This is a genomic window from Martinezella sp. CNPSo 3890 (assembly GCF_057784455.1).
The window spans coordinates 139,047-163,413 of sequence record NZ_JBXSOR010000012.1 but is presented as its reverse complement, the minus strand read 5'-3'; the positions used below and the strand labels follow the sequence as shown (position 1 = coordinate 163,413).

Sequence of the window (24,367 nt, the reverse complement as noted above, 5' to 3'; positions counted from 1 at the left end):
TGCATCATGGCACCGAACTCATCCGCTCAGAATGGGCCCGCCCAGAACGGGAAAGCCTACAAGTATATCGACCACTCCTATGACGTGATCGTCGTCGGCGCCGGCGGCGCCGGCCTGCGCGCCACGCTCGGCATGGCCGAACAGGGCTTCCGCACCGCCTGCATCACCAAGGTCTTCCCCACCCGTTCGCACACCGTCGCAGCCCAGGGCGGCATTGCCGCCTCGCTGCAGAACATGACGCCGGACAGCTGGCAGTGGCATCTCTACGACACCGTCAAGGGCTCTGACTGGCTCGGCGACGTCGACGCGATGCAGTACATGGTCATGGAAGCGCCGAAGGCCGTTTACGAACTCGAGCATTACGGCGTGCCTTTCTCGCGCAACGAAGAGGGCAAGATCTATCAGCGCCCGTTCGGCGGCCACATGCAGAATTTCGGCGAGGGACCGCCGGTGCAGCGCACCTGTGCCGCTGCCGACCGTACGGGTCACGCCATCCTGCACACGCTCTACGGCCAGTCGCTGCGCAACAATGCGGAATTCTTCATCGAGTATTTTGCACTAGACCTCATCATGTCCGATGACGGCAGTCGTTGCACCGGCGTCGTCGCCTGGTGCCTCGATGACGGCACGATCCATCGCTTCGCCGCCAAGATGGTGGTCCTGGCGACCGGCGGCTACGGCCGTGCCTATTTCTCGGCGACCTCGGCCCATACCTGCACCGGCGACGGCGGCGGCATGGTGGCCCGCGCCGGCCTGCCGCTGCAGGACATGGAATTCGTGCAGTTCCATCCGACCGGCATCTACGGTTCTGGCTGCCTGATCACCGAAGGCGCGCGCGGCGAAGGCGGCTATCTCGTCAATTCCGAGGGCGAGCGCTTCATGGAACGCTATGCGCCGTCGGCGAAGGATCTTGCCTCGCGCGACGTCGTTTCGCGCTGCATGACGCTTGAGATCCGCGAGGGCCGCGGCGTCGGCAAGAACAAGGATCACATCTTCCTGCATCTCGACCATCTCGATCCGGCCGTGCTGCACGAGCGCCTGCCGGGCATCTCCGAGAGCGCGCGCATCTTTGCCGGCGTCGATGTGACCCGCGATCCGATCCCTGTGCTTCCGACCGTTCACTACAATATGGGCGGCATTCCCACGAACTACTGGGGCGAAGTGCTGAATGCCGACAGTAGCAATCCCGAGCGCGTGCTGCCGGGCCTGATGGCCGTCGGCGAAGCCGGCTGCGCATCGGTGCACGGCGCCAATCGCCTCGGTTCCAACTCGCTGATCGACCTCGTGGTCTTCGGCCGTGCCGCCGCCATCCGCGCCGGCCAGGTCATCGACCGCAACAGCCCGGTTCCCCCTGTGAATGTCGCCGCCTGCGACAAGATCATGGAGCGTTTCGATCGCCTGCGCCATGCCAGCGGCTCGACGCCGACGGCGGCACTGCGCGAGAAGATGCAGCGCGCCATGCAGGAAGATGCCGCCGTGTTCCGTACCCAGGAATCGCTGGAATCCGGCTGCCGCCGCCTGTCGGAGATCTGGAAGGAATTGCCCGATATCAAGGTCACCGACCGCTCGCTGATCTGGAATTCCGACCTTGTCGAGACGCTGGAGCTGCACAATCTGATGGCCAATGCCATCACGACCATCTATGGCGCCGAGGCTCGCAAGGAAAGCCGCGGCTCGCATGCCCGCGAGGACTATACCGAGGGCAAGTTTGCCGGCCGCGACGACGAGAACTGGCGCAAGCATACGCTTGCCTGGGTCAACGAGGCAGGCGACGTGAAGCTCGACTATCGTCCGGTTCACACCGACCTGATCGCCGAAGGCATCGATCCGCACAAGATCGAGCCGAAGGCACGCGTGTATTGATCTGAGAGGAACTGACCATGGTTGAACTCGCTCTCCCCAAGAACTCTCAGATGCGCGAAGGCAAGGTCTGGCCGAAGCCGGTCGGCGCCAAGAACACGCGCGAATTCCGCGTCTATCGCTGGAGCCCGGATGACGGTCAGAACCCGAGCATCGATACCTATTACATCGATGTCGACGATTGCGGCCCGATGGTGCTCGACGGTCTGCTTTACATCAAGAACAAGATCGACCCGACGCTGACGCTGCGCCGCTCCTGTCGCGAAGGCATTTGCGGCTCCTGCGCGATGAACATCGATGGCACCAACACGCTCGCCTGCACCAAGGGTCTGGACGAGATCAAGGGCACGGTGAAAGTCTATCCGTTGCCGCATATGCCCGTCGTCAAGGATCTCGTGCCTGACCTGACGAACTTCTATGCCCAGCATCGCTCGATCGAGCCCTGGCTGAAGACGGTATCGCCGCCGCCGGCCAAGGAATGGAAGCAGAGCCATGAGGACCGCCTCAAACTCGACGGCCTCTACGAATGCATTCTCTGCGCCTGCTGCTCCACCTCCTGTCCGAGCTACTGGTGGAACGGCGACCGCTACCTCGGCCCGGCCGTGCTGCTGCAGGCCTATCGCTGGCTGATCGACTCCAGAGACGAAGCCAAGGGCGAGCGCCTCGACAACCTCGAGGATCCCTTCCGCCTCTATCGCTGCCATACGATCATGAACTGCGCCCAGACCTGCCCGAAGGGTCTGAACCCGGCCAAGGCGATCGCCGAAATCAAGAAGATGATGGTCGAGCGGCGGGTCTGACCTGCCTTTTGACTGCAAATGATGAAAGAATGCTTCGGCAGGTTTTTTGCCGAAGCGCTCGCATAGTCCTGACATGCGATATCGCTATCGTCGCGTATAGGTATTCAAGAGAGCATTGGTGGGAGAGAATGCCGAAATTCTCCGCCTGCGTTCATTTTGAGTGAGGCGCGGTGGATCAGCCTTGAAACCACCCGATTCTTGTCCAGCTATGGCCTTCGGCAATTTGTGGCGGTATCGACTTGATTAACCAAAGTGAAATACGATAATTCGGACATCATTAAATATCACTTTGTCGATGTCAGCGGTGGACAATCATTTAGGAGTGTGATGATGCAGTTTAGATATGCAGTGACGGCTGCGGCGATTGGCCTGTCGCTTGCCGGTTGCCAGCGCACGGCATACAATAACGACAGTTATTCGTCTCCGGCACCACTGCAGGCTCAGCCTGTTCCTTCCGTCCAGTCCAGCCAGCTTCCGCCTCCCGGCGCCGGTAACGGCTCCCAATTCCCGGCGGCGCCAGCGAGCGCACCGAATGCAGCCAATCCGGCGCAGCAGCAGGCGATGGCGGCTTCGGCTATGGATGTCACGAAGGAATCGATGGTCGGCAGCTGGAAGGTGAGCAATGGCGGATCGAGCTGCGATATGTTCCTGACATTGACCAACCTCGGCAGCGGTTCACGCGGCGGTACGCGCGGTTGCGCGGGCGAACTGACCTCAATGGGCTCGTGGGAAGTCTCCGGCAAGCAGGTTCTCCTGAAGAATCGTGACGGCTCGACGATCGGTACGGTCTACAAGACGGCCGATTCGCGTTTTGACGGTTCGACCGCCTCCGGCCAGCCGCTCAGCCTCAGCCGATAAGCTTATTTTGAAAGGGGCAGCAATCCTTCGGGTGCGCCCTTATTTTGCACAGGCGGATATTTCCCCATGCAGCCCATGCCAGATTATTCGATCAGCGTCTGCGAACAGCTGAAGGCGCTGACGGCGTCCGGATCCCTTCAGGTGGATTCGGCACAGATGGATGTGGCGAAAATGCTGGACCGGGTGCTTGCCGATCTCAAGCGCAAGCGGCCCGCCGCAAAATCCAGCGCGCTCGGCTGGATGTTTGCTGCCCGCAAGAAGTCGGTCGAGACGATCAAGGGCCTCTATATTCACGGCAGCGTCGGGCGCGGCAAGACCATGTTGATGGACATGTTCTTCTCGATGGCGCCCTGCCAGAAGAAACGCCGGGCGCATTTCTTCGAGTTCATGACCGATGTGCACAATCGCATCGCGGCGCAGCGGCTGAAATTCAAGAATGGCGAGACCAAGCAGGCCGATCCCATACCACCTGTCGCCGCCGATCTCTATGCCGAAGCCGAACTGCTTTGCTTCGACGAATTCACTGTGACCGACATTGCCGACGCGATGATCCTGTCGCGGCTGTTTTCCGAACTGTTCTCGCTCGGCTGCGTGCTGATCGCCACCTCGAATGTCGAGCCGGACAATCTCTATCGCGACGGGCTCAATCGCGGCCTCTTTCTGCCCTTCATCGATCTCCTCAAGAAGCATGTCGATGTGGTGACGCTGGACTCGCCGACCGACTATCGCATGGAGAAGCTGAACAGTCAGCCCGTCTATCTGACGCCGGTGGACCAGCGCACCGACATGGCTATGGATGCCTCCTGGATGCAGGCGTTGCATGGGCGCAAGGCGCAGCCGATGGAGATCCCGATGAAGGGGCGCTCCATCCATGTGCCTCTGGCCGTCGACCGCATGGCGCGCTTTTCCTTCGCCGATCTCTGTGACGCGCCGCTCGGGCCTGCCGATTTCCTCGCCATCGCCGAACGGTTCGATACGATCTTCCTCGATCGCGTGCCGAAGCTCGGGCCGGATAAGCGCAACCAGACGAAGCGTTTTATCATTCTGATCGACACGCTCTACGATCATAATATCCGTCTCTACATCTCCGCGGCTGCCATGCCGGAAGATCTGCTCGAGGAGCGGCGGGGGACAGAAGGCTTCGAATTCGACCGCACGGCATCGCGGCTTTTCGAGATGCGGAGCGCCGAATATCTGGCTCAGACTCCGGCCAGGCGTGCCGCCGAGTAACAATTCGGTGACAGAGTGTCTTACGTTTACGTAAGAATTTTTCGATCTAACCGATTGAAATTCCTGATCTCAAAATAATCAATTGCCAATTTCGGCCTTTGGGTCTATGCGATTGGCGGCTATTGTGGATGCCTGTCACGGTGTCCCGCCACGGATTTTGATCGCAAAGGATACACCGAAATGGCGCGCAACAAGATCGCACTTATTGGTTCTGGCATGATTGGTGGCACGCTGGCGCATCTCGCCGGCCTGAAGGAACTGGGCGATATCGTCCTGTTCGACATCGCGGACGGCATTCCTCAGGGCAAGGGTCTCGACATTGCCCAGTCTTCTCCGGTCGAAGGCTTCGACGCCACTCTCACGGGCGCCAGCGACTATTCCGCGATCGAAGGCGCTGACGTCTGCATCGTCACGGCAGGCGTTCCCCGCAAGCCGGGCATGAGCCGCGACGATCTTCTCGGCATCAACCTCAAGGTCATGGAACAGGTCGGCGCCGGCATCAAGAAGTATGCCCCGAATGCTTTCGTGATCTGCATCACCAATCCGCTCGACGCCATGGTCTGGGCGCTGCAGAAATTCTCGGGCCTGCCGACCAACAAGGTCGTGGGCATGGCTGGCGTGCTCGATAGCTCGCGCTTCCGCCTGTTCCTCGCCAAGGAATTCAACGTATCGGTCGAAGACGTCACGGCTTTCGTTCTCGGCGGCCACGGCGACTCGATGGTTCCGCTCGCCCGCTACTCCACCGTTGCCGGCATCCCGCTGACGGATCTCGTCAACATGGGCTGGCTGACCGCCGAGCGCCTCGAAGAAATCATCCAGCGCACCCGTGACGGCGGCGCCGAGATCGTCGGCCTGCTCAAGACCGGTTCCGCCTATTACGCTCCGGCCGCGTCCGCCATCGCCATGGCCGAGTCCTACCTCAAGGACAAGAAGCGCGTCCTGCCCTGCGCCGCGCACCTCGATGGCCAGTACGGCGTCAAGGACATGTATGTCGGCGTTCCCACCGTCATCGGCGCCGGCGGCATCGAGCGCGTTATCGAGATCGATCTGAACAAGGCTGAGAAGGAAGCCTTCGACAAGTCGGTCGCAGCCGTTGCGGGTCTTTGCGAAGCCTGCGCCACGATCGCGCCGTCGCTGAAGTAATTTCCGCCTTCCAACAGGGATAGACCCATGAACATTCATGAATACCAGGCCAAGGCGCTGCTGAAGAGCTATGGCGCACCCGTCGCGGACGGCGTTGCCATCTTCTCCGCCGATGAAGCCGCTGCTGCTGCCAAACAGCTTCCAGGCCCGCTTTACGTCGTCAAGAGCCAGATTCACGCTGGCGGCCGCGGCAAGGGCAAGTTCAAGGAACTCGGCCCGGACGCCAAGGGCGGCGTTCGCCTCGCCAAGTCCGTTGACGACGTTGTCGCCAACGCCAAGGACATGCTCGGCAATACGCTGGTGACCAAGCAGACCGGCCCGGCCGGCAAGCAGGTCAACCGCCTCTACATCGAAGACGGCGCCGATATCGACCGCGAACTCTATCTCTCGATCCTCGTCGACCGTTCCGTCGGTCAGGTTGCTTTCGTCGTTTCGACCGAAGGCGGCATGGACATCGAGACCGTTGCGCATGACACGCCGGAAAAGATCATCACCGTCGCCATCGACCCGTCGACGGGTGTGACGGCTGCCAACACGGCTGCCCTTTCTGATGCGCTGAAGCTTGAGGGCGCTGCCCGCGAAGATGCCGCCAAGCTCTTCCCGATCCTCTACAAGGCCTTCGTCGAGAAGGACATGGCGCTCCTCGAAGTCAACCCGCTGATCGTCATGACCAACGGCCGCCTTCGCGTTCTCGACGCCAAGGTTTCCTTCGACGGCAACGCCCTCTTCCGTCATGAAGACATCCGCGCGCTGCGCGATACGACCGAAGAAGACGAGAAGGAAATCCAGGCCCACGAATACGATCTCGCCTATGTCGCCCTCGACGGCAACATCGGCTGCATGGTCAACGGCGCCGGTCTCGCCATGGCAACCATGGACATCATCAAGCTCTACGGCGCTGAGCCGGCGAATTTCCTCGATGTCGGCGGCGGCGCTTCCAAGGAAAAGGTCACGGCCGCCTTCAAGATCATCACCGCCGATCCGGCTGTCCAGGGCATTCTGGTCAACATCTTCGGCGGCATCATGAAGTGCGACGTCATTGCCGAAGGCGTGCTCGCAGCCGTCAAGGAAGTCGGTCTGAAGGTTCCGCTCGTCGTTCGCCTCGAAGGCACCAATGTCGAGCTCGGCAAGAAGATCATCAACGAATCCGGTCTCAACGTCATCTCCGCAGATGACCTGGACGATGCCGCCCAGAAGATCGTGAAGGCAGTCAAGGGCTGATCGGGATGGCTGCTTCCTTCGCTCCAACGGCTGCTCATCTTCGCCTCGGTGCCTTTGCCGGCACCTGGGAAGGGAAAGAGCATGTCGCGGCTTCGGCCTGGACGAAGGAAGGCACGGCAACCGCGCGGCTCACGGCCGAGTGTCTGTTCGGCGGATTTTTCGTCGAACAGCGCTACGTGCAGACGCGCGATGGCGAAACCTCGTTCGAAGCCCGGAATATTCTCGGCTTCGACGGAGCGGATCAGGCCTATAAGCTCTATCAGTTCGATACGGTGGGCTTTGTGCCCGCCGCGCCGGCTTCCGGCGAGTGGATCGACGATAAGCTTGTCCTGACCCGAGTTTCGCCGCGCGGTGCGCAACGCACTCTCTTCCAGTTCGAAAATGAAGACTGCTACCGCATGGGCGTCACGTTCTCGCCCGCCGGCAGCGATACATGGCAGGAGGTCGTCAGCGGCGTGTACCGTCGCGTTGCCTCCGCGTCTTCCAACCTCTCGTAACAAAGGCCTCGCATGTCTATTCTCATCAACAAAGACACCAAGGTTCTGGTTCAGGGCCTGACCGGCAAGACCGGCACTTTCCACACTGAACAGGCGCTCGCCTATCACGGCACGAAGATGGTCGGCGGTATCCACCCTTCCAAGGGCGGTGAAACCTGGACCGGCAAGGACGGCGAAAAGCTGCCGATCTTCAAGTCCGTCGCCGAAGGCAAGGATGCGACCGGTGCCAACGCCTCGGTCATCTACGTTCCGCCGGCAGGCGCCGCAGCTGCGATCCTCGAAGCGATCGACGCCGAGATCCCGCTTATCGTCTGCATCACGGAAGGCATTCCGGTTGCCGACATGGTCAAGGTCAAGGATCGTCTGATCAAGTCGAAGTCGCGCCTGATCGGTCCGAACTGCCCGGGCGTTCTGACCCCGAACGAATGCAAGATCGGCATCATGCCGGGCTCCATCTTCAAGAAGGGCTCCGTCGGCGTTCTCTCGCGTTCCGGCACTCTGACCTACGAAGCCGTGTTCCAGACCACCAATGAAGGTCTCGGCCAGACGACGGCTGTCGGCATCGGCGGCGACCCGGTCAAGGGCACCGAATTCATCGACGTCCTTGAAATGTTCCTCGCCGACGACGAAACCAAGTCGATCATCATGATCGGCGAAATCGGCGGTTCGGCTGAAGAAGACGCCGCACAGTTCCTCAAGGACGAAGCCAAGAAGGGCCGCAAGAAGCCGATGGTCGGCTTCATCGCTGGCCGGACGGCACCTCCCGGCCGCACGATGGGCCATGCCGGCGCCGTCATTTCCGGCGGCAAGGGTGGCGCGGAAGATAAGATCGCAGCGATGGAATCGGCAGGCATCCGCGTGTCGCCGTCGCCGGCGCGTCTCGGCAAGACGCTGGTGGAAGTCCTGAAGGGCTGAGCCTACCTATAGCAAGGCCGGACGGGGCGTCAGTCGACTTGTCCCGTCCGGTTTAGATAATCGCAAGTGCATACCGACGGCCTTGATGGCCTCAGACGAAATACGGTCGCCGGGAACCCGAAAACCGGCAATGCAAACAAGTTGGGAGACGGGCGAGAGCGCCCGCAGATTCACCATGGCAAGGCAAGAAGCCAACGAGCAATTTCAGATCACCTCGTTCCTGGATGGCGCCAATGCTGCCTATATCGAGCAGCTCTACGCGCGCTACGAGGACGATCCTTCATCGGTCTCCGACGAGTGGCGGTCGTTCTTCAAGGCGCTCGAGGATAGTCCCGACGATGTGAAGAAGGCGGCCAAGGGCGCCTCCTGGCAGCGCAAGAACTGGCCGATCCCGGCAAAGGGCGATCTCGTCTCCGCGCTCGATGGCGACTGGGGCGTTGTCGAAAAGGTCATCGAAACCAAGCTGAAGGCCAAGGCCGAAACCGCCGGAGCGCCGGCGAGCGCGACCGACGTCCTGCAGGCGACGCGCGATTCCGTCCGCGCCATCATGATGATCCGCGCCTATCGCATGCGCGGTCATCTGCATGCCAAGCTCGATCCGCTCGGCATTGCGGCCCCGGTCGAAGACTACAAGGAACTGTCGCCGGAAGCTTACGGCTTCACCGAGGCCGACCTCGACCGTAAGATCTTCATCGACAACGTGCTCGGCCTCGAATTCGCGACCATTCGCGAGATGATCGAGATCCTTGAGCGCACCTACTGCTCCACCCTCGGCGTCGAATTCATGCACATCTCCAATCCGGAGGAAAAGGCCTGGATTCAGGAGCGCATCGAAGGTCCGGACAAGGGCATCGCCTTCAATCCCGAGCGCAAGAAGGCCATCCTTCAGAAGATTATCGAAGCCGAGGGCTATGAGCAGTTCCTCGACGTCAAATTCAAGGGTACCAAGCGCTTCGGCCTCGACGGCGGTGAGTCGCTGATCCCGGCGCTCGAACAGATCCTCAAGAGCGGCAGCCAGCTCGGTCTTCGCGAAGCCGTGTTCGGCATGGCCCATCGCGGCCGTTTGAACGTGCTCTCCCAGGTCATGGGCAAGCCGCATCGCGCCATCTTCCACGAGTTCAAGGGCGGCTCCTACGCGCCGGACGAAGTCGAAGGCTCGGGCGACGTGAAGTACCATCTCGGGGCCTCCTCGGACCGTGATTTCGACGGCGCCAAGGTGCACGTGTCGCTGACGGCAAACCCGTCGCACCTCGAAATCGTGAACCCGGTGGTCATGGGCAAGGCCCGCGCCAAGCAGGATATGGGCGCCACCCAATGGGACGGCGATATCATCCCGCTGTCCGAGCGCGCCAAGGTCGTGCCGCTGCTCATCCATGGTGACGCGGCTTTCGCCGGCCAGGGCGTCGTTGCCGAAATCCTCGGCCTCTCCGGTCTGCGCGGCCACCGCGTTGCCGGCACGATGCACGTCATCATCAACAACCAGATCGGTTTCACCACCAATCCGGCCTTCTCGCGCTCGTCGCCCTATCCGTCCGACGTCGCCAAGATGATCGAGGCGCCGATCTTCCACGTCAACGGCGACGATCCGGAAGCGGTTGTTTATGCCGCGAAGATCGCGACCGAATTCCGCATGAAGTTCCACAAGCCGGTCGTGGTCGACCTCTTCTGCTACCGCCGTTACGGCCACAATGAAGGCGATGAGCCGTCCTTCACGCAGCCGAACATGTACAAGGTCATCCGCGCCCACAAGACGGTACTGCAGATCTATTCGCAGCGGCTGATCAGCGAAGGCGTGCTGACCGAAGGCGAAGTCGAGAAGATGAAGGCCGACTGGCGCGCTCATCTCGAGCAGGAATTCGAGGCCGGCCAGTCCTACAAGCCGAACAAGGCCGACTGGCTTGACGGTGAGTGGTCCGGCCTGCACACGGCCGACAATGCCGACGAGCAGCGCCGCGGCAAGACCGCCGTGCCGATGAAGTCGCTGAAGGAAATCGGCCGCAAGCTGTCGGAAATCCCGGCCGGCTTCCATGCGCACCGCACCATCCAGCGCTTCATGGAAAACCGCGCCAACATGGTGCAGACCGGCGAGGGCATCGATTGGGCGATGGCGGAGGCCCTGGCTTTCGGTTCTCTCGTCGTCGAAGGCCACAAGATCCGCCTGTCCGGTCAGGACTGCGAACGCGGCACCTTCTCGCAGCGCCACTCGGTTCTCTACGATCAGGAGACCGAAGAGCGCTACATTCCGCTCGCCAATCTCTCGCCGACCCAGGCCCGTTACGAAGTCATCAATTCGATGCTCTCGGAAGAGGCGGTTCTCGGCTTCGAATACGGCTATTCGCTTGCCCGTCCGAACGCGCTGACCCTCTGGGAAGCCCAGTTCGGCGACTTCGCCAATGGTGCGCAGGTCGTGTTCGACCAGTTCATCTCGTCGGGTGAACGCAAGTGGCTGCGCATGTCGGGTCTGGTCTGCCTGCTGCCGCATGGCTATGAAGGCCAGGGTCCGGAACACTCCTCGGCTCGCCTGGAACGCTATCTGCAGCTCTGCGCCGAAGACAACATGCAGGTCGCCAACGTCACGACGCCGGCGAACTACTTCCACATTCTGCGCCGTCAGCTGAAGCGCGACTTCCGCAAGCCGCTGATCCTGATGACGCCGAAGTCGCTGCTGCGCCACAAGCGCGCCGTATCGACCCTTGCGGAGATGGCCGGCGAAAGCTCCTTCCATCGCCTGCTCTGGGATGATGCGGAGCTGATCAAGGACAGCCCGATCAAGCTGCAGAAGGACAACAAGATCCGTCGCGTCGTCATCTGCTCGGGCAAGGTCTATTACGATCTGCTGGAAGAGCGTGAGAAGCGCGGCATCGACGATATCTACCTGCTGCGTATCGAACAGCTCTATCCGTTCCCGGCCAAGGCGCTCATCAACGAGCTCAGCCGCTTCCGCAATGCGGAAATGGTCTGGTGCCAGGAAGAGCCGAAGAACATGGGCGCATGGTCCTTCATCGATCCGTATCTGGAATGGGTGCTTGCCCATATCGATGCGAAGTACCAGCGCGTTCGCTACACCGGCCGTCCGGCCGCCGCCTCGCCGGCGACGGGCCTGATGTCCAAGCATCTGTCGCAGCTTGCGGCGTTCCTTGAGGACGCGCTTGGCGGTTGAGGGGTTGCGCGATGGCCTATTTTCATCTGAAACTTGTGCCGCCGCGCCCCAGCTTCCCGGATGACGCCACGGAGGAGGAGATGGCCGCCATGCAGCAACACGCCGCCTATTGGCGAGAACATGCGAATGCCGGGACGGCAATTGTCGTCGGCCCGGTCTTCGCGGCCGATGGTGCTTTCGGCGTGGCTGTCGTCGACGTCGAGAATGCCGATGCGGCCAATTCGCTTGGCGATGCCGATCCCGTCCTACTCGCCGGGCTCGGTTTCCGTATCGAAATCTCGCCGATGCCCTCACTCATTCTCCGGTCCTCTGTCGCCGGAATTCCATCCAACTCATAAAGACGAAAAATTAGGATTTGAACAATGGCCACTGAAATCCGCGTTCCTACCCTCGGCGAATCCGTCAGCGAAGCGACCGTCGGTACCTGGTTCAAGAAGGTCGGCGATGCCATCAAGGCCGATGAGCCGCTTCTCGAACTTGAAACCGACAAGGTGACGATCGAAGTTCCGGCGCCTGCTGCCGGCACGCTTTCCGAAATCGTTGCCCAGGCCGGCGAAACCGTGGGTCTCGGTGCGCTGCTCGGCCAGATCTCCGCCGGCAACGGCGCTGCTGCCGCTCCGGCACAGGCTGCCGCACCCGCTGCCGCTGCTGCTGCTCCGGCACCCGCCGCCGCTGCACCGGTTGCCGCTCCCGCCGTTTCCGCTCCGGCTTCCTCCATGCCGCCGGCTCCGGCTGCCGGCAAGCTGCTTGCTGAAAACAACCTCTCCGCCGATCAGGTCGAAGGCAGCGGCAAGCGCGGCCAGGTCTTGAAGGGCGATGTGATCGCTGCCGTTGCCAAGGCTGCATCGGCTCCCGCCGCCGCACCGGCAGCACCTGTTGCCGCCCGCGCGCCGACCGCTGTCGAGGACGTCAACCGCGAAGAGCGCGTGAAGATGACGCGCCTGCGCCAGACGATCGCCAAGCGCCTCAAGGATGCGCAGAATACCGCTGCCATGCTCACCACCTACAATGAGGTGGACATGAAGGCCGTCATGGACCTGCGCAACAAGTACAAGGACATCTTCGAGAAGAAGCATGGCGTGAAGCTCGGCTTCATGGGCTTCTTCACCAAGGCCGTCACCCATGCGCTGAAGGAACTGCCTGCTGTCAACGCCGAGATCGACGGCACCGACATCATCTACAAGAACTACTGCCACGTCGGCATGGCCGTCGGCACCGACAAGGGTCTTGTCGTTCCCGTCATCCGCGACGCCGACCAGATGTCGATCGCGGAAGTCGAGAAGGAGCTTGGCCGTCTGGCGAAGGCCGCTCGCGATGGTACGCTGGCAATGGCCGACATGCAGGGCGGCACCTTCACCATTACCAATGGCGGCGTCTATGGTTCGCTGATGTCATCGCCGATCCTCAATGCGCCGCAGTCGGGCATTCTCGGCATGCACAAGATCCAGGAGCGTCCTGTCGCCATCGGCGGCCAGGTCGTCATCCGTCCGATGATGTATCTGGCGCTCTCCTACGATCACCGCATCGTCGACGGCAAGGAAGCGGTAACCTTCCTCGTGCGTGTCAAGGAAAGCCTGGAAGATCCGGAACGTCTCGTTCTCGATCTCTAAGGGGAGCGTTGGATCATGTCGACATGGCCCATGCGGACGCTGCGCGGATTGCTATGCGCCGTCGCCGCATGGGTGCCATCCTCCGCCGGCGCGGCGGAGCTCGACATTTCCAAACTCAGCAGCAATCTCGATCTGGCGTCGCTTGGCGACGCCGATCTTGCCGCTCGCTCGATCAATGTCCTGCACATCGGTAAGGTGGAACTGACCTCCGGGCGCATCGTCGCCAGCGACCCGCTCGTCGGGCCTGACCGCGCCGCATTTACTCGCACCGTTTCTCCCGGCGATTATCCCGTTACCTTGTATCAAGCCTTCGGCCGCATCGCTGCGGCCAGCATGCGTTTTGCCGAGGGCAAGCCGGTGCGCTGGGAATTGGCCGTGGTCCCCGGCCAGGATATCAACTCGCTGAAGAATGATGAGTTCTTCGGTTATCCGGTCGATGCCGGTCTTGGCTGCTACATGGATGCCGACACCTTCGCGCTGATCCAGGAGCGCGAAAAGCAGGTCCAGGCAGGGAAGTCATCGTCGGATATCAACTACTATGATGACGTTCTGGCCTCCGAGCTGCAGCCGAATAACGACGACTACGTCTTACATCGGCCGATATCGGACAAGCGCGGCAACGTCGCCATCTTCTCGAGCGGCTGGGGTGATGGCTTCTATCCGGTGTTTTGGGGGCTGGATGCCGCCGGCAGGCCGCTGGTTCTGTTCACCGATTTCGGCGTCATGGAAAATGCCGACGGCCGGCGCGAGCCGGGAGGGCAATGACGATGCCGATCGCAACCGCGATGATCCGACTGGCCTCGATGCCTTGGATAATGGTGGCCTGCGCGGTCAATCCCGTGCCTGCCTATGCGGAAGAATGCGTGCAGGAAAAGGCTGTCTATGTCGATATGGACAATGCCTATGAGCTGCGCTTTGAGCCCATGGGCTCGGAATCATCCGTCAGCAACAGATTCAAGCTCGCAGTGCGCAACACCAATATCGTGGCCGATGGGATCGTGATGCGCACAGACGACCATCTGCGCGCCGATGGGCGGATCATGTTCGAATGTCCTGAAGGGGATGTAACGGGAGCCGACCTCAGGGCCTGCACCGTGTGGCAGGGCATGGTCTATGCCTCGGATCTGAAAGGCCATATCCGTGCATTGCCGGGAGAAGGCGAGAGCGCGGCGGATCGGCTGTTCCTGCCGGCGCTCGGCCCCTCGATCCAGAAGTCGTCCCTCTGGGGCAAGGGTAAGGCAACTATCGCGCCGTGGGATGTCCTTAGTCTGAAAGGATGCAATCAATGACCGACGATGCACCTGTTCTTCTCGTGACCGGCGGCAGCCGCGGCATCGGTGCCGCGGTTTGTCTGGCAGCCGCTCAGCATGGCTGGGCCGTTGCGGTCAATTATGCATCCAACAAGGATGCGGCCGAGGCTGTGGTGGGGACGATCGTTGACGCCGGCGGCCAGGCGATCGCAGTTGCCGGCGATGTCGGCAAGCCCAAGGATATCAAAGCCATCTTTGCCAAGGTCGACGCGCATTTCGGCCGCATCGACGGGCTCGTCAACAATGCCGGCATCGTCGATGTCGTCCAGCGTCTGGATGAAATGACGCCGGAGCGGATCGACCGCATGTTTCGCATCAATGTCACCGGTTCGATGCTGGCGGCGGCCGAAGCCGTGCGCCGCCTGTCGACCCGGCATGGCGGCAAGGGCGGAGTGATTGTCAACGTCTCCTCCATGGCGGCGACGCTTGGCGGTGGCGGGCAATATGTCGACTATGCCGCTTCCAAGGGCGCGATCGATACGTTCACTGTCGGGCTTGCACGCGAAGTGGCGGCGGAAGGCATTCGGGTGAATGCGGTGCGGCCCGGCATCATCGACACCGATATCCATGCGGCCGCCGGACTGCCGGATCGGGCGCGCGATATCGCGCCGCAATTGCCGATGAAGCGCTCGGGAACGGCCGATGAGGTCGCGGATGCCATCCTCTACCTGCTGAGCCCGCATGCATCCTATATAACCGGTGCCGTGCTCGACGTGAGCGGCGGTCGCTGATCGGAAAGGGTCGATAGATGCCATATATTCTCGAATTCCTCGGCCTGATGGCGGTGTTCTCGATCTTCATCGTCATTCCGGGTGCTGATTTTGCCGTGATCCTGCGCCAGAGCATCGTGCATGGCCGCCGCGCTGCCATGATGACGGGCCTTGGTATGGGCTTCTCGCTGCTCTTTCACATCAGCTACACCATTCTTGGCCTTGGCTTGATCGTGTCGCAGTCGCTTGTCCTGTTCAGTCTGATCAAATGGGCAGGCGTGGCCTATCTCGTCTATCTCGGCTTCAAGTCCTTCCGCCAGCCGGATTTCCAGGTGAAGGATGTCGAGATCACCGAGGAAGATCGCAAGCCGGTTTCCGTCTGGCGCTGCCTAGCCACGGGCTTCATCACCAATGCGCTGAACCCGAAGCCGGTGCTGTTCTTCCTGTCGCTGTTTTCGACGCTCGTCCATCACGATACGCCGGCGCTCATCCAGTTCAGCTACGGCATCGGCATGGCAACGGCGCTTGTCGCCTGGTTTGCCGGCGTTTCCACCTTCTTCACCGTCAAGCCGGTGCGCGATCGTTTCATAGCATCGGGTAAATGGTTCAACCGCATCACCGGAGCGGCGCTTGTCGGCTTCGGCATCCGCCTCGCCTTGGCACGGGCGACTGACTAACAAAGATACAAAACAAGGAAATTAAAACATGTCCTACGATGTGATCATTATCGGAACCGGCCCCGGCGGCTATGTCTGCGCAGTCAAGGCAGCGCAGCTCGGCCTGAAGGTCGCGGTCGTCGAAAAGCGCGCGACCTATGGCGGCACCTGCCTCAATGTCGGCTGCATTCCGTCCAAGGCGCTGCTGCACGCTTCCGAAGTGTTCCATCATGCCGGCCATGGCATGGACGCGCTCGGCGTCGAAGTTGCCGCTCCGAAGCTCAATCTTGAAAAGATGCTGGCGCACAAGGATGCAACGGTTAAGTCGAACGTCGACGGCGTCGCCTTCCTCTTCAAGAAGAACAAGATCGATGCCTTCCAGGGCACCGGCAAGATCGTTTCGGCCGGCAAGGTTTCCGTCACGGCCGAAGACGGCAAGGTGACCGAGATCGAAGGCAAGAATATCGTCATCGCCACCGGCTCCGACGTTGCCGGCATTCCGGGCGTTCCGCTTGAGATCGACGAGAAGGTCATCATCTCCTCGACCGGTGGCATCGCGCTCGACAAGGTGCCGGGCAAGATGATCGTGGTCGGCGGCGGCGTCATCGGCCTCGAGCTCGGCTCGGTCTGGTCGCGCCTCGGCGCCAAGGTCACCGTCGTCGAATATCTCGACACCATCCTCGGCGGCATGGACGGTGAAGTCTCCAAGCAGTTCCAGCGCATGCTTGCCAAGCAGGGTCTTGAGTTCCATCTCGGCGCCAAGGTCGTCGGCGTGGAAAAAACCGGCAACGGCGCGAAGGTCACCTTCGAGCCGGTCAAGGGCGGCGACAAGGTCGTGCTCGATGCCGATGTCGTTCTCGTCGCCACCGGCCGCAAGCCCTACACGGCAGGCCTCGGCCTCGAAGAAGCAGGCGTGACGCTCGATAATCGCGGCCGCGTCGAGATCGACGGTCACTTCAAGACCAACGTCGCCGGCATCTATGCTATCGGCGACGTCGTAAAGGGTCCGATGCTCGCCCACAAGGCGGAAGATGAGGGCGTGGCGCTTGCGGAAATCCTCGCTGGCCAGGCCGGCCATGTGAACTACGATGTCATTCCGAGCGTGGTCTATACGCAGCCGGAAGTCGCCTCCGTCGGCAAGACCGAGGAAGAGCTGAAGGCTGCAGGCATCGCCTACAAGGTCGGCAAGTTCCCGTTCTCCGCCAACGGCCGCGCCCGCGCCATGCTGGCGACGGATGGCTTCGTCAAGATCCTCGCCGATAAGGAAACCGATCGCGTTCTCGGCGGCCATATCGTCGGCTTCGGCGCCGGCGAGATGATCCACGAGATCGCCGTGCTGATGGAATTCGGCGGTTCGTCGGAGGATCTCGGCCGCACCTGCCACGCGCATCCCACAATGTCGGAAGCTGTCAAGGAAGCCGCGCTCGCGACCTTCTTCAAGCCGATCCATATGTAAGATCGGACCGTCCCGGCGTGACAAGCGCCGGGATTGCAATGCTTGCCTGATGATGCGATGTACGGGCTCCCGTGCATCGCATCATCCAATCGTTCTCACCAACAAAGCAAGCATGTCACGTCAAAACCCAGCCGGCCGCCTATCCCTGAAACTTTTCGTTGCGACAGCGCTCGCACTCCTCGTTACCGTTGCGGCTCCCGCCTATGCGGAAACGCCTGTCGCCAGCTGGCCTCAGGCGGCAAGCGATCTGCCGGTGGAGCAGGGAATTCGCTTTGGGACTTTGCCGAACGGCATGCGCTATGCCGTCATGCACAATGCGACACCGGCCGGTCAGGTGGCGATCCGCTTCCGTATCGGCGCTGGCTCCTTGCAGGAGCGCGACGACCAACAGGGCTTGGCGCATTTCCTCGAGCATATGGCCTTCAAGGGCTCGACCCATGTGCCGGAAGGCGAGATGGTGCGCACCCTTCAGCGTCTCGGTCTTGCCTTCGGCGCGGATACCAATGCGTCGACGAGCTATGGCGAAACTGTTTATGCGCTGGATCTGCCGGAAGCCAATCCGGAGACGGTTTCGACCGGCCTGATGCTGATGCGCGAGACGGCGAGCGAACTGACGCTCGATGCCGGCGCCTTCGACCGCGAACGCGGCGTCATCCTTTCGGAAGAGAAGCTGCGCGACACGCCGCAATATCGCGGCGGGACCGGTTTGCTTGCTCAGCTGCTGCCAGGGCAGCGTGTGCCGCAGCGTCCGCCCATCGGCAAGACCGATATTATCAGCAACGCTCCGGTCGATCTGCTGCGGGATTTCTACCGCAGCTATTATCGCCCCGATCGCGCCACTCTGATTGTCGTCGGCGATATCGATGCGGCCGCCATCGAAGCCGATATCCGCAACCGCTTCGGCAATTGGGTCACCGCCGCAGCTGCACCCGCAGACCCTGATCTCGGCACTCTCCAAAGCCATGGAGAGCGCGTCGGGACGGTCATCGTGCCGGGTGGCGCGACCCGCGTGCAGCTTGCCTGGACACGGGCCTACGACGCATCGCCGGATACGGCTGCCAAGCGCCGCGCGCAGTTGGTGGAGGATATCGGCCTTGCCGTTCTCAACCGGCGCCTGTCAGTTCTGGCACAGCAGCCTAACCCGCCCTTCGTCAGCGCGCAGGCCGGTGCGCAGGATCTGCTGAAATCGGCCCATGTGGCGATGATTGCTGCCGATAGCGATCCCGCGAAGTGGCAGGCTGCCCTGGCCGCTATCGATCAGGAGCAGCGCCGCCTAGCGCAGTTCGGTGCCAACCAGAGCGAGATCGACAGGGAAATCGCCGAATATCGCTCCACCCTCCAGGCAGCCGCGAGCGGTGCCGCGACGCGCACGAGCCCGGATATTGCCGGTTCGCTCAACTGGAGCGTCGGCGAAAACATGGTTTTCACCTCGCCTGCGGAAGATCTGGCGCTGTTTGATGCCGCGATGAAAGACCTGCGGGCGGAAGAGGTCAACCAGGTTCTTCAGCGCGTCTTTACCGGCAATGGTCCGCAGCTGGTCCTGCAAATCCCGCAAACGCCCGAGGGCGGCGATGCCGCTGTCGAGAAAGCCTATGCCGAATCGCGCGCCGTGGCGGTAAAGGCACCGGAACAGGCGGCTTCGGTCGCGTGGCCCTACACCGATTTCGGCAAGCCCGGCGATATCGTCGAACGCCGTACGGTCGATGATATCGGCGTTACGATGGTGCGTTTCGCCAATGGCGTCCGCCTGACCGTTAAGCCGACGAAATATCGCGCCGATGAGATTTTGGTGCGCGCAGAAGTCGGCCGTGGCCGGCTGGACCTGCCGAACGATCGCCCGCTGCCGATTTGGGCGGCGCCGGCTCTGCCGCTATCCGGCCTGAAAGCCATCAGCTATGACGACATGCAGAAGGCCTTTGCCGCGAAGGTCGTGAGCATTGATTTCGCCATTCAGGATGCCGCTTTCAAATTCGAAGGTACGACGCAGCCGCGCGATCTGCAGACGCAATTGCAGCTGCTGACGGCTTACGTCTCCGATCAGGCCTATCGTCCGGATGTCTTCAAGCGGGTCCAGCAAGCCTATCTGAACATGCTTCCCCAGCTTCAGGCGACGCCAGGCAGCGTGGTCGGCCGCGACCTTTCGGGCCTCTTGCATTCCGGCGATCCGCGCTGGGCATTTCCGGACCGGACGCAGTTGATGGATGCGAAGCCGGAAGATTTCGAGGGCCTCCTGCAGCCCGCTCTTTCGAAGGGACCGATCGAGGTCATCATCGCCGGCGATGTCGAGGTCGATGACGCCATTCGCTTGACGGCGCAGACCTTCGGCGCCTTGCCGGTTCGCGGCGACGAAGGGAAACAGAGTGGCGGTTCCGGCGTGCATTTTCCGGCACCGACGACCGATCCGGTCGTGCGCCTTCACGATGGGCGCAGCGACAGCGCCGGTGCAGCCGTCGCCATGCCGATCGGCGATTTCCTTTCGGATCTGCCGCGTGCTGCCGCTGCCAATGTCGCCGGCGCGATCCTGCAGAATCGCCTAATCGACCAGTTCCGTATCGCTGAGGGCGCCACCTACAGCCCTCAGGGCGAGGTCGATCTGTCGAGGTCGATCCCCGGCTATGGTTTTGCCTATCTCTATGTCGAAACCACACCCGCCAAGGTGGATCACTTCTTTGAGCTGGTGAATAAGATCGCCGCCGATCTCGGTCAGGGAGATGTTTCGCCCGATGAGCTGACGCGGGCCAAGGTTCCGATCATCGAAGCGGTGAAGCGCTCGCAACAGACCAACGGCTATTGGGTTCAGAATCTTCGCGATGCTCAGAGAGATCCTCGGCGTCTCGACCGTATTCGCAAGAGTATCAGCGGCTACGAAGCCGTGACCGCCGAGGATGTCCGCGCCATCGCAACGACTTATCTGAAGCCCGATGCATCCTGGCGGCTGAAGATATTGCCGGCGGATGGATCGGCCGTGCGTTAGGCCATTATCTGCCGGCCAAATTGCCGCAGCCGGCTTTTGTTGGTCGGATAGCATTGCAATGTGTGGTAGTCTGCAGCCGTCGAATAAAGGCGGATGAAATCATGTCTGCAAGGCCTTTGATGGTGAAGCCCCTAATGCCGCATCCAGCGCTGCCGGATGCCGATTGGGCTGACTGCTACGAACTGAGTATTCCGAACTCGGATCTGACGGCCATCGCCGCCGCCCGAACGATGCTGAGCCGCTTTCCGCTTTGGGCGCGGCTGCTGATACGAGTGCGCGATGCGGTAACCAGCTTGTTCGGCTTAAAATCCAGCAGCGAACTTCGGGCACAGGAGCTGGAAAAGATCGGCTTCTTTCCCGTCGTCAGCAAGTCCGACACTCAGGTCGTGCTCGGGTTTGACGATCGGCATCTCGATTTTCGGGTCGTTATCGACGTGCGTGATGACGACCAGGGGCGTCGGCTTGTCGATGCCACGACGCTCGTCCGGCGGAACATATTGCTGGGTCGGATCTATCTCGCCATCATCACGCCATTCCACCGGCTGATCGTCGCGACGATGCTTGCCGATCTTGGCAAGCGGTTGCGAGCGGTCAGTTTACCGCCGTGACAGTAAAGCCCTGCTTGCGTAGCAGCGACACGAGACCCTGATCGCCGACGAGGTGAAGCGCACCAACGGCGATGAAGGCATTGCCTTTGTCGAGAACCGGCGCGGCGCGCTCGGCCATGACCTTGTTGCGGTCGAGGATGATGCGCTGTTCGAAGGCGGCGGTATCGGCATCGGTGATCTTCTGGTCCGGTTCGATCACCTTCAGCATCGGGATCATCGCGCCGATATTGCCGGCGAGATAGAGGCCTGTCATCGTTTCATTGACGTCGTTGATCTTGTCGCCCAGTTCGAGCGTCTGCATCAGCGATTTCAGATGAAGCGCGATCGGCAGATCGCTCATGGCTTTGGCCTGCTCTGCCAGCGTTTCGAGGCCAACGACCTTCTTGCCCTCGGCCGCGGCATCGCCCGCCAGCTTCTGGTCGAGGAATTTCGCACCGGCCGTCTTGCGGCGAACCTCGCAGCCCGTCATCTCGAAGGAGCTCGAGATCAGCCAGGGCTGCATGCGGGAAACCGCGGCGAGCGCAATGCCGCGCGCTTTCAGGCCCGTTTCCAGCCGGGCATTGTCTTCGGGCGACAGATGCTGGCTGATGGTCGAGCCGTCGGTGAGCATGGTGAGCGAAGGATTAGCGAAAAGGGCAGCGGCGGCCTTCTTGTCGTCAAGGATCTCATCCGATTCGACTACGATCGTATCGGCTGATGCAACGGCGTCCGCAGCACCCTTTGGCATGGTGAGCACGCGCGAATCCGAAACATGCATGGAGCCCAGCAGCCAGGACGGCTTCAGGCCGGGCTTTTCGATCTTCCAGAAGATGCCCTTGCCGTTTTCCACCTTGTCGCCGGCGGCGATGATGGAGGCGTATTTTGCCGGATCGTTCTTTTGAAGTTCGGCCATCAGATCCTTGCCGCCGCAGCTGTCCGACACAGCGCCTTCTGCATGAGCCGGCTGCAGTGTCAGCATAGTCGCGACCAACAGCACCGCAAGCATCAGCGGAAAGGCGGTTGCAAGCCAGAGAAGCATATCGCCAAGCGTCGGCTTCATCGACCGCATCGTCTTGGATCCGAGGGCAGAAATCATCAGAATCTTCCATTCGCAGAGAGCATGACCGCTAATGCCGGAAAGCGGCTTTCGGAGGGCATGCCGGGACATGGTTCTGCTTTACGCGCGTGAGACGGAAATTCCCTTAACGCGAGAGGTTAATCTTTTCTTATGCGCGCGAACGGCCTTACGCGCGGGGATGGGCGCGGTCGTAGACCTCGAGCAGGCGCGAGGAGTCGACACCGGTATAGACCTGCGTCGTCGAAAGGCTCGCATGGCCGAGCAGTTCCTGAATGGTGCGCAGATCGCCGCCGTCGGCCAGGAGATGGGTGGCAAAGGAATGACGGAGCGCGTGGGGTGTTGCTGTGTCCGGCAGCCCGAAGGCGCCGCGCAGTTTCTGCATGCCGTGCTGGATGATGCCCGGCTGGAGCTTGCCGCCGCGTGCGCCGCGAAAGAGGGCGCCATCGGCTTCGAGATGATAAGGGCAGAGCTTGCGATATTGATCGATCGCTTCGATAACGATCGGCAGCAACGGCACTAGCCGGGTTTTGTTGCCCTTGCCGGTGATGCGCAGCGATGTCGCTCCTGATGGAAAGTCCTGCGGTTTCAGATCCAGCGCTTCGGAAATGCGCAGACCGCAGCCATAGAGCAGGGTCAGCACGGCGGCATCGCGCGCAGCGATCCATGGTTCTTCGTGCAGCTGCGCCTCGTCACTGACGACGGTGATCGCCTGCTTGTCGGAAAGGGGCTTCGGCAGCGATTTCGGCTGTTTCGGCGAGCGGACCGCAGCGGCACCCGCGGCATTCACAAGGCCCTTCTTCTCAAGATAGCGCAACAGCGAGCGAAGCCCGGCAAGATTGCGGCCGAGCGAACGTGCGCCCGCGCCGTCCTTGCGGCGGGCGGCAAGGAATGCGCGAAAGTCGGCGGGACGGAGCGCATGAATATCCTCGATCGTTGCCGGACCGCCGAGATGGCCGGTGAGGAAGGTGAGGAATTGCCGCGTGTCGCGTTCATAGGCATTCAGCGTGTGGGCGGCGAGCCGCCGCTCCTGACCAAGCGCATCGAGCCAACAGTTGCGTTCCGCCATCAACCTGGAGTCGGCGATGATCAATAATTCGTTCAGTGGAAAACCCCTTGAAATTCAGATCGCATCTGCCACTTTGAAGGAAGGAAGGTTATGGAATCGCTAATTTTCCCGCTGCTTCCGGCGCGTTTTCCCTTCGTGCTGCGGGGAGTAGCTGGACTTCAATGAAACTGCATATGGGTCGATTCCGGATCTCGGATGGTTCGCCTTCCATATGCGAGGCGCTTGTCATGCTTCGATCATATTCGATTGCGATAGAATATCTCCCAACCATTCAGGACACTTCATGGCGCGCCGCGGCTCGATAACTGCACTGGGACAACTTGCAGAAGCGATCGCTTTGGTGTCTCAGGGCCAGCCCGGACATATTGTCGATACTCTCATCGCCGAGCGCGGTCAGAAGATCGTTCGCAATCCGCTCTGGCCGCTCATGCGCCCGTTTCTCTACACGCTGCTGCGCTACAACAAGGCGATCGAGTTCGCCGACGATGTCGCCAAGCTCTCCGGCTTTCAATGCTTCGAATATATGAGCGACCTGCTGCGGCTCGATATCGGCGTCACCCATGCCGATCGTATTCCGGCTAAGGGCGGTTTCATTCTCGTCAGCAATCATCCCACAGGCATCGCCGATGGCGTGGCCGTCTTCGATCTTCTGAAATCGCGCCGGCCCGACATGATGATCTTTGCCAACCGCGATGCGGTACGCGTCAACCCGCGCTTTGCCGAGATGATCATCCCTGTGGAGTGGCGCGAGGAATATAAGAGCAAGCCAAAGACGCGCGAGACGCTGCAGCTGACCAACCGCGCCGTGGCGGAGGGCAAGGTGACTGTGCTCTTCCCGTCCGGTCGCATTGCCTACTGGGCAAACGGCAAGCTGAACGAACGGCCGTGGAAGACCTCGGCCGTCGGTTTGGCGCGCAAATACAATCTGCCGATCCTGCCCGTGCATCTGACGGCACGCAATTCCGGCCTGTTCTACTGGTTCGCCAAATGGTCGACCGAGCTGCGCGACATGACAGTCTTTCACGAGCTGCTCAACAAGCGCGGCGACCGGTTCGATTTCCTCGTGGGTAATCTCATTCCGGTCGAGCATCTGGACGGCGATGTCAACGAGGTGACGAAGGCGCTGGAGAGGCATACGGTCGTCGATCTTGCGGCGGATGGAAATGCAACCTTCTCGCCGCTTGTTCCTCCGAACCAGGACGAGCCTCTGGTTTCGCATTCTCTTTAATATCGGAA

The 24,367-nt window shown here is 61.2% G+C and carries 21 protein-coding genes; 19 read left to right on the top strand and 2 right to left on the bottom strand.

The window, feature by feature from the left end:
* The first annotated feature begins 6 nt into the window (after positions 1–6).
* The 18 genes from sdhA (at position 7) to AC13RC_RS24325 (ending at position 21,008) form a co-directional block, all read left to right on the top strand.
* Positions 7–1,863 (top strand): succinate dehydrogenase flavoprotein subunit, encoded by a 1,857-nt coding sequence (gene sdhA / locus AC13RC_RS24410; RefSeq protein WP_112341366.1) that lies wholly within the window; start codon positions 7–9, stop codon positions 1,861–1,863.
* A 17-nt stretch (positions 1,864–1,880) separates the two neighbouring features.
* Positions 1,881–2,660, top strand: coding sequence for a succinate dehydrogenase iron-sulfur subunit (locus tag AC13RC_RS24405; protein ID WP_004107862.1), 780 nt, complete (start codon positions 1,881–1,883; stop codon positions 2,658–2,660).
* Between the two features lie 330 nt (positions 2,661–2,990).
* Complete coding sequence (locus tag AC13RC_RS24400; RefSeq protein ID WP_069613433.1) at positions 2,991–3,518, top strand: protease inhibitor Inh/omp19 family protein; 528 nt, start codon at positions 2,991–2,993, stop codon at positions 3,516–3,518.
* Positions 3,519–3,584: 66 nt separating this feature from the next.
* Entirely contained in the window at positions 3,585–4,748 is a 1,164-nt protein-coding gene (gene zapE, locus AC13RC_RS24395; RefSeq protein WP_183809730.1) for a cell division protein ZapE, read from the top strand.
* 180 nt (positions 4,749–4,928) lie between these two features.
* On the top strand, positions 4,929–5,891 hold the full coding sequence (gene mdh / locus AC13RC_RS24390) for a malate dehydrogenase (RefSeq protein WP_488558685.1): 963 nt from the start codon (positions 4,929–4,931) through the stop codon (positions 5,889–5,891).
* 27 nt (positions 5,892–5,918) lie between these two features.
* Positions 5,919–7,112 (top strand): ADP-forming succinate--CoA ligase subunit beta, encoded by a 1,194-nt coding sequence (gene sucC / locus AC13RC_RS24385; protein ID WP_113330702.1) that lies wholly within the window; start codon positions 5,919–5,921, stop codon positions 7,110–7,112.
* 5 nt (positions 7,113–7,117) lie between these two features.
* Entirely contained in the window at positions 7,118–7,609 is a 492-nt protein-coding gene (locus tag AC13RC_RS24380) for a DUF1579 family protein (protein ID WP_488558684.1), read from the top strand.
* Between the two features lie 12 nt (positions 7,610–7,621).
* Positions 7,622–8,524 (top strand): succinate--CoA ligase subunit alpha, encoded by a 903-nt coding sequence (gene sucD, locus AC13RC_RS24375; protein ID WP_095432963.1) that lies wholly within the window; start codon positions 7,622–7,624, stop codon positions 8,522–8,524.
* A gap of 175 nt (positions 8,525–8,699) precedes the next feature.
* Positions 8,700–11,684: a 2-oxoglutarate dehydrogenase E1 component gene (locus AC13RC_RS24370; protein ID WP_069613388.1), complete on the top strand. Its 2,985-nt coding sequence runs from the start codon at positions 8,700–8,702 to the stop codon at positions 11,682–11,684.
* Positions 11,685–11,695: 11 nt separating this feature from the next.
* Positions 11,696–12,022 (top strand): YciI family protein, encoded by a 327-nt coding sequence (locus AC13RC_RS24365; RefSeq protein WP_488558683.1) that lies wholly within the window; start codon positions 11,696–11,698, stop codon positions 12,020–12,022.
* Positions 12,023–12,046: 24 nt separating this feature from the next.
* On the top strand, positions 12,047–13,294 hold the full coding sequence (gene odhB, locus AC13RC_RS24360) for a 2-oxoglutarate dehydrogenase complex dihydrolipoyllysine-residue succinyltransferase (RefSeq protein ID WP_069613390.1): 1,248 nt from the start codon (positions 12,047–12,049) through the stop codon (positions 13,292–13,294).
* Between the two features lie 15 nt (positions 13,295–13,309).
* Complete coding sequence (locus AC13RC_RS24355) at positions 13,310–14,059, top strand: DUF4241 domain-containing protein (RefSeq protein ID WP_488558682.1); 750 nt, start codon at positions 13,310–13,312, stop codon at positions 14,057–14,059.
* Between the two features lie 2 nt (positions 14,060–14,061).
* Positions 14,062–14,583 carry a hypothetical protein gene (locus AC13RC_RS24350; protein ID WP_488558681.1) on the top strand — a complete coding sequence of 174 codons (522 nt, stop codon included), beginning with the start codon at positions 14,062–14,064 and terminating at the stop codon, positions 14,581–14,583.
* Positions 14,580–15,335 (top strand): SDR family oxidoreductase, encoded by a 756-nt coding sequence (locus tag AC13RC_RS24345; protein WP_488558680.1) that lies wholly within the window; start codon positions 14,580–14,582, stop codon positions 15,333–15,335. Before AC13RC_RS24350 ends, AC13RC_RS24345 begins: the two co-directional genes overlap by 4 nt.
* Before the next feature lie 17 nt (positions 15,336–15,352).
* A complete protein-coding gene (locus AC13RC_RS24340) occupies positions 15,353–15,991 on the top strand; it encodes a LysE family translocator (RefSeq protein ID WP_488558679.1) in 639 nt (212 codons plus the stop codon).
* Positions 15,992–16,019: 28 nt separating this feature from the next.
* Positions 16,020–17,426, top strand: coding sequence for a dihydrolipoyl dehydrogenase (gene lpdA, locus AC13RC_RS24335; RefSeq protein WP_488558678.1), 1,407 nt, complete (start codon positions 16,020–16,022; stop codon positions 17,424–17,426).
* Between the two features lie 112 nt (positions 17,427–17,538).
* Complete coding sequence (locus AC13RC_RS24330) at positions 17,539–20,400, top strand: M16 family metallopeptidase (RefSeq protein WP_488558677.1); 2,862 nt, start codon at positions 17,539–17,541, stop codon at positions 20,398–20,400.
* A gap of 101 nt (positions 20,401–20,501) precedes the next feature.
* Positions 20,502–21,008, top strand: coding sequence for a DUF2867 domain-containing protein (locus AC13RC_RS24325; protein WP_488558676.1), 507 nt, complete (start codon positions 20,502–20,504; stop codon positions 21,006–21,008).
* Here AC13RC_RS24325 and AC13RC_RS24320 read toward each other — a convergent pair.
* Together AC13RC_RS24320 and AC13RC_RS24315 are read right to left on the bottom strand one after the other, a co-directional pair.
* Positions 20,992–22,083, bottom strand: coding sequence for a TraB/GumN family protein (locus AC13RC_RS24320; RefSeq protein WP_488558675.1), 1,092 nt, complete (start codon positions 22,081–22,083; stop codon positions 20,992–20,994). The genes AC13RC_RS24325 and AC13RC_RS24320 overlap by 17 nt on opposite strands.
* Before the next feature lie 148 nt (positions 22,084–22,231).
* Entirely contained in the window at positions 22,232–23,167 is a 936-nt protein-coding gene (locus AC13RC_RS24315) for a tyrosine recombinase XerC (protein WP_488558708.1), read from the bottom strand.
* Positions 23,168–23,414: 247 nt separating this feature from the next.
* Here AC13RC_RS24315 and AC13RC_RS24310 point away from each other — a divergent pair, with 247 nt between their 5' ends.
* The gene (locus AC13RC_RS24310; RefSeq protein WP_488558674.1) at positions 23,415–24,359 is read left to right on the top strand and encodes a GNAT family N-acetyltransferase; all 945 of its coding nucleotides are present in this window, start codon (positions 23,415–23,417) and stop codon (positions 24,357–24,359) included.
* Positions 24,360–24,367 lie beyond the last annotated feature (8 nt).

Bases quoted from the DNA above. Each gene is read 5' to 3' on its own strand.
- odhB (WP_069613390.1), top strand. From the start codon at position 12,047: ATGGCCACTGAAATCCGCGTTCCTACCCTCGGCGAATCCGTCAGCGAA.
- AC13RC_RS24320 (WP_488558675.1), bottom strand. From the start codon at position 22,083: ATGATTTCTGCCCTCGGATCCAAGACGATGCGGTCGATGAAGCCGACG.
- AC13RC_RS24325 (WP_488558676.1), top strand. From the start codon at position 20,502: ATGTCTGCAAGGCCTTTGATGGTGAAGCCCCTAATGCCGCATCCAGCG.
- AC13RC_RS24400 (WP_069613433.1), top strand. From the start codon at position 2,991: ATGCAGTTTAGATATGCAGTGACGGCTGCGGCGATTGGCCTGTCGCTT.
- AC13RC_RS24330 (WP_488558677.1), top strand. From the start codon at position 17,539: ATGTCACGTCAAAACCCAGCCGGCCGCCTATCCCTGAAACTTTTCGTT.
- sucD (WP_095432963.1), top strand. From the start codon at position 7,622: ATGTCTATTCTCATCAACAAAGACACCAAGGTTCTGGTTCAGGGCCTG.
- AC13RC_RS24355 (WP_488558682.1), top strand. From the start codon at position 13,310: ATGTCGACATGGCCCATGCGGACGCTGCGCGGATTGCTATGCGCCGTC.
- AC13RC_RS24380 (WP_488558684.1), top strand. From the start codon at position 7,118: ATGGCTGCTTCCTTCGCTCCAACGGCTGCTCATCTTCGCCTCGGTGCC.
- AC13RC_RS24365 (WP_488558683.1), top strand. From the start codon at position 11,696: ATGGCCTATTTTCATCTGAAACTTGTGCCGCCGCGCCCCAGCTTCCCG.
- sucC (WP_113330702.1), top strand. From the start codon at position 5,919: ATGAACATTCATGAATACCAGGCCAAGGCGCTGCTGAAGAGCTATGGC.
- sdhA (WP_112341366.1), top strand. From the start codon at position 7: ATGGCACCGAACTCATCCGCTCAGAATGGGCCCGCCCAGAACGGGAAA.
- mdh (WP_488558685.1), top strand. From the start codon at position 4,929: ATGGCGCGCAACAAGATCGCACTTATTGGTTCTGGCATGATTGGTGGC.
- AC13RC_RS24405 (WP_004107862.1), top strand. From the start codon at position 1,881: ATGGTTGAACTCGCTCTCCCCAAGAACTCTCAGATGCGCGAAGGCAAG.
- AC13RC_RS24340 (WP_488558679.1), top strand. From the start codon at position 15,353: ATGCCATATATTCTCGAATTCCTCGGCCTGATGGCGGTGTTCTCGATC.
- AC13RC_RS24370 (WP_069613388.1), top strand. From the start codon at position 8,700: ATGGCAAGGCAAGAAGCCAACGAGCAATTTCAGATCACCTCGTTCCTG.
- AC13RC_RS24345 (WP_488558680.1), top strand. From the start codon at position 14,580: ATGACCGACGATGCACCTGTTCTTCTCGTGACCGGCGGCAGCCGCGGC.
- zapE (WP_183809730.1), top strand. From the start codon at position 3,585: ATGCAGCCCATGCCAGATTATTCGATCAGCGTCTGCGAACAGCTGAAG.
- AC13RC_RS24310 (WP_488558674.1), top strand. From the start codon at position 23,415: ATGGCGCGCCGCGGCTCGATAACTGCACTGGGACAACTTGCAGAAGCG.
- AC13RC_RS24350 (WP_488558681.1), top strand. From the start codon at position 14,062: ATGCCGATCGCAACCGCGATGATCCGACTGGCCTCGATGCCTTGGATA.
- lpdA (WP_488558678.1), top strand. From the start codon at position 16,020: ATGTCCTACGATGTGATCATTATCGGAACCGGCCCCGGCGGCTATGTC.